The organism is Acidimicrobiales bacterium, from assembly GCA_036273495.1.
Taxonomy (GTDB): domain Bacteria; phylum Actinomycetota; class Acidimicrobiia; order Acidimicrobiales; family JAJPHE01; genus DASSEU01.
Map to the genome: position 1 here is coordinate 1 of DASUHN010000054.1, position 3,632 is coordinate 3,632.

Consider the following 3,632-nt stretch of genomic DNA (forward strand, 5'->3'; position numbering starts at 1 on the left):
CGGAGATGTCCGCCCGGGCCGGAGCCGAGCACGGCCAGGACGTTGCGGGTGATGCCCGTCAGGGCGGCGGTCACGTCGGGGATGGCGGGGGGCACCAGGGCGGCGGGGATCTGGGGCGGGGCGTCGGCCAGCTTGCTCACCCACCAGTTGGTGCCGGTGGCGAACACCCCTCCCCCACCGGGGGCGGTGTAGTAGGTGACATCGGAGTGACCGGGCCGGCCCCGGCACACCAGCGGGGAGTGGGCCCAGATCTCCACGTTGCGCGGGCCCGGCACCGTCAGGTCGAAGGCGTCGTACTCCGAGCCCACGACGTGGGGCAGGGCGTCCCCGCTCCGCAGGCCGGTTCCCTCCAGGCCCCAGGCCGCCGGCGCCGCCACCACCAGCGACGCGTCGACGGGGTTGGACTGGTACATGTTGCCGATCAGGAGGCTCTCCGGTCGGGGACGGGGCCCGCTCGGCCAGTCCGAGGTGACGTCGATGTCGTCGCGGCCGTTGAGGGGGTCCTCGGTTGCGACCTTGTAGCACACGACCCGCCGGCGCACGCCGGTGGTCGGGCTGGCCTCGAAGCGGATGTGGCGGAAGCAGGCGTTGGCCCCGAGGAACGCCAGGTTGACGCCGGCGTCGCGCGCCGCCAGCGCCCCGTCGAACATGGCCCGGGACCAGTACTCGTCGTGTCCGAGGCTCACGAGCACCCGGTGGCGGGTGAGCCGCTCGGGATTGCGGGACAGGTCGAGGTCGGTCCAGTACGCCATGTCGAGACCCCAGCGCTCGGCCAGCATCAGGAACGGGAGCTCGTTGCCCAGCCAGTCGGCGGCGCCGTTGGCCCAGTCGTCGTTGACCAGCCCGTAGGGGCGGTCGAACGACACCACCCGGGAGCGCGCCGCGTACGCCTCCCCGTTCCCCTGGCGGCCCAGGTACAGGCTGTAGCCGCCCCAGAGGTTGTAGGCCTGCCACGTGGTCACCGCGTTGAGGACCACCACCGCCGCCTCGCTGTGGTCGTCGCGCACCGTCAGCGGGACGTACTGCTGCTGCCCGCCGGCCCCGGCCAGCTTGAGCAGGTAATTGCCGGGAGGCCAGTCGTAGGTCACCGGGAAGCGCAGCGCGGGCGGCCACGCGCACTCGACCATGTTGATTCCGGGGGTGAACTGCGGCGGGGCCTGGGGGTGCCCCGGCGTCTCCGGGGAGCGCCAGACCAGCCGGGCGCCCCGGCCGCCGTACCAGCCCATCCGGTAGGCCTCGACGTGGAAGGTGGGCTCGGTCGTGCTCACGAACAGCGTGACGGTCTCGCCGGGCGCGGCGCTGGCCCGGTCGGCGTAGCCCTCGATGGCGTGGGGCACGGGCCGGCCCGTCACGATCCAGTCCAGGGTGCCGGGGCGGGCGTTCTCGGCCCGGACCCAACCGGCCGTGGGCAGCTCGGGGGGAGCGGGCGCGGGGACGGCGCGGGCCACGCCCCCCGTCAGCCCGGCCGCCACCGCCGCGGCGGAGCCGGTCAGGAAGCGGCGGCGGCTGATCTTGCTCACGTCGGCCGGTTCCTCCACCTCCGGACCCACAGTAGGAGGGGCCTCAGGCGGGTAGAAATCCCAGATGCTCGAGGGTTGAGCGGAAGGCCCCGAACAGCGGGAGCGACCCGACCTCGGGGGCCGGGACCCAGCGGGCCTCGGCGGTCTCCCAGCTCAGGACGGGCGGCACGGGGAAGCGGTGGGAGACGTCGAGGACCACGGTCCAGTAGCTCCACCCGCCGTGGTCGTCCTCGTGGATGTGGGCCAGCTCGTAGGACGCCCCGAAGGTGCCGATCTCCTCGGCGAACTCGCGGAGGGCGCCGTCGAGGGGGCTCTCCCCCTGGTCGAGGGCCCCGCCCGGGACGGCCCACGTCCCGCCCTGGTGGCAGTGCACCGAGCGGCGGGCCAGGAGGTACCAGGGACCGGTGGCGTCGACGTGGCGGGCCAGCACCCCGGCCGCCCCGAAGCGGCCCCAGCGGCTGGACCCGTCGGCCAGGACGACGAAGCCGTCCCCTGACTGTCGCATGGCCCCATCATGGCCGGGGTACACGCGGGACATGCCCGAGATCGGTCTGTTCCTGTCCAGCGAGGAGCACGGGCCCGGTGCGCTGCTGCGCTTCGCCCGGATGGGTGAGGAGGCGGGGTTCCGGTCCGCGTTCATCTCCGACCACTACCACCCCTGGCTCGAGCGCCAGGGGGAGAGCCCCTTCGTCTGGAGCGTCATCGGCGCCATCGCAGGCACCACCCGCCTGAAGGTGATGACCGGGGTCACCTGCCCGACCGTCCGCATCCACCCGGCCGTCCTCGCCCAGGCGGCGGCCACCTCGGCGCTGCTGCTGGAGGGGCGCTTCTCCTTCGGCGTAGGCAGCGGGGAGGCGCTCAACGAGCACATCCTCGGGGACCGCTGGCCCCCGGCCGACGTCCGCCTGGAGATGCTGGAGGAGGCCGTCGAGGTCATGCGCGAGCTGTGGAAGGGGGAGTTCGTCACCCACCGCGGCCGGCACTACACGGTCGAGAACGCCCGGATCTACTCGGCGCCGGACAGCCCGCCCCCGGTCATGGTGTCGGCCTTCGGGCCCAAGGCCACCAAGGTGGCGGCGCGCATCGGGGACGGCTTCGTCACCACCGCCCCCGACTCCGACGCCATCCGGGCCTACCGCGACGCGGGTGGGAAGGGCCCCACGGTCGCGGCGGTCAAGGTGTGCTGGGGCCGGGACGAGTCGGCCGCCCGCAAGCTGGCCCACGACCTGTGGCGCACCACCGGCGTCCCTGGGGAGCTCAGCCAGGAGCTGCCGATGCCCGCCCACTTCGAGCAGGCCTCGCAGACCGTCACCGAGGAGATGGTCGCCGACAAGATCGCCTGCGGCCCCGATCCCGAGCGGCACGTCGGCGCCCTCCGCGTGTACCTCGAGGCGGGCTTCGACGAGGTGTACGTGAGCCAGATCGGTGAGGACCAGGGCGGCTTCTTCGACTTCTACTTCTCGGAGGTGGCGCCCCGGCTCGGTGTCTCCTGACTGTCGTCGCCCAGCTCCATGGTCACTTGGACCACGCCGCCGGCCAGGCCGGTGCGGGTCGGCAGGCCCGACGCCCGGAAGACCTTGAGCATGGGCTGGTTGCCGACGAGCGTCTCGGCCACGAGCCGCCGGATGCCCTCGCGGCGGGCTATCGGTGCCAGGCGGGCCAGCAGCTCCCGCCCGAGGCCCTGGCCCTGCAGGTCGTCGGCCACCACGAACGCCACCTCGGCCTCGTCGGTCCCCGGCAGCCGGTCGTAGCGGCCCACGGCCTGGATGCACCCCGCGGCGTCGACGGCCACCAGGGCCACGCGGTCGTGCTGGTCGAGGTGGGTGAAGCGGTTGACCTCGGCGGGCAGGAGCCGGGGGTGGGCGCTGAAGAACCGTAGGTAGACCGTCTCGGGAGAGAGGCGGCCGTGGAACTCGACCAGGCGGTCGTCGTCGTCCGGGGCCATCCGCCGGATCGTCACCACCTTCCCGTCGCGGAGGGTGACGGCCGCGCCCGGACCCCGGCCCCAGAACTCGAGGACGAGCCGGAACGGCCCGTCGATGCCGACCTCATGGGGCGTGGCCGGCGGGATCGCCTGGGATCGCCCGGCCCCGATGGCGCGCTCGACCGGCG

At 73.6% G+C, this 3,632-nt stretch carries 4 protein-coding genes; 1 reads left to right on the top strand and 3 read right to left on the bottom strand.

What is annotated here, in order from left to right:
* On the bottom strand, positions 1-1,520 hold a 1,520-nt coding region (locus tag VFW24_02135), incomplete at its 3' end, for a twin-arginine translocation signal domain-containing protein (GenBank protein ID HEX5265547.1).
* 43 nt (positions 1,521-1,563) lie between these two features.
* Entirely contained in the window at positions 1,564-2,025 is a 462-nt protein-coding gene (locus VFW24_02140; GenBank protein ID HEX5265548.1) for an NUDIX hydrolase, read from the bottom strand.
* Between the two features lie 31 nt (positions 2,026-2,056).
* Here VFW24_02140 and VFW24_02145 point away from each other — a divergent pair, with 31 nt between their 5' ends.
* Positions 2,057-3,013: a TIGR03557 family F420-dependent LLM class oxidoreductase gene (locus VFW24_02145; protein ID HEX5265549.1), complete on the top strand. Its 957-nt coding sequence runs from the start codon at positions 2,057-2,059 to the stop codon at positions 3,011-3,013.
* Here VFW24_02145 and VFW24_02150 read toward each other — a convergent pair.
* A partial coding sequence (locus VFW24_02150) for a GNAT family N-acetyltransferase (GenBank protein HEX5265550.1) occupies positions 2,974-3,632 on the bottom strand: 659 nt, incomplete at its 5' end. The two genes, VFW24_02145 and VFW24_02150, sit on opposite strands and share 40 nt — an antisense overlap.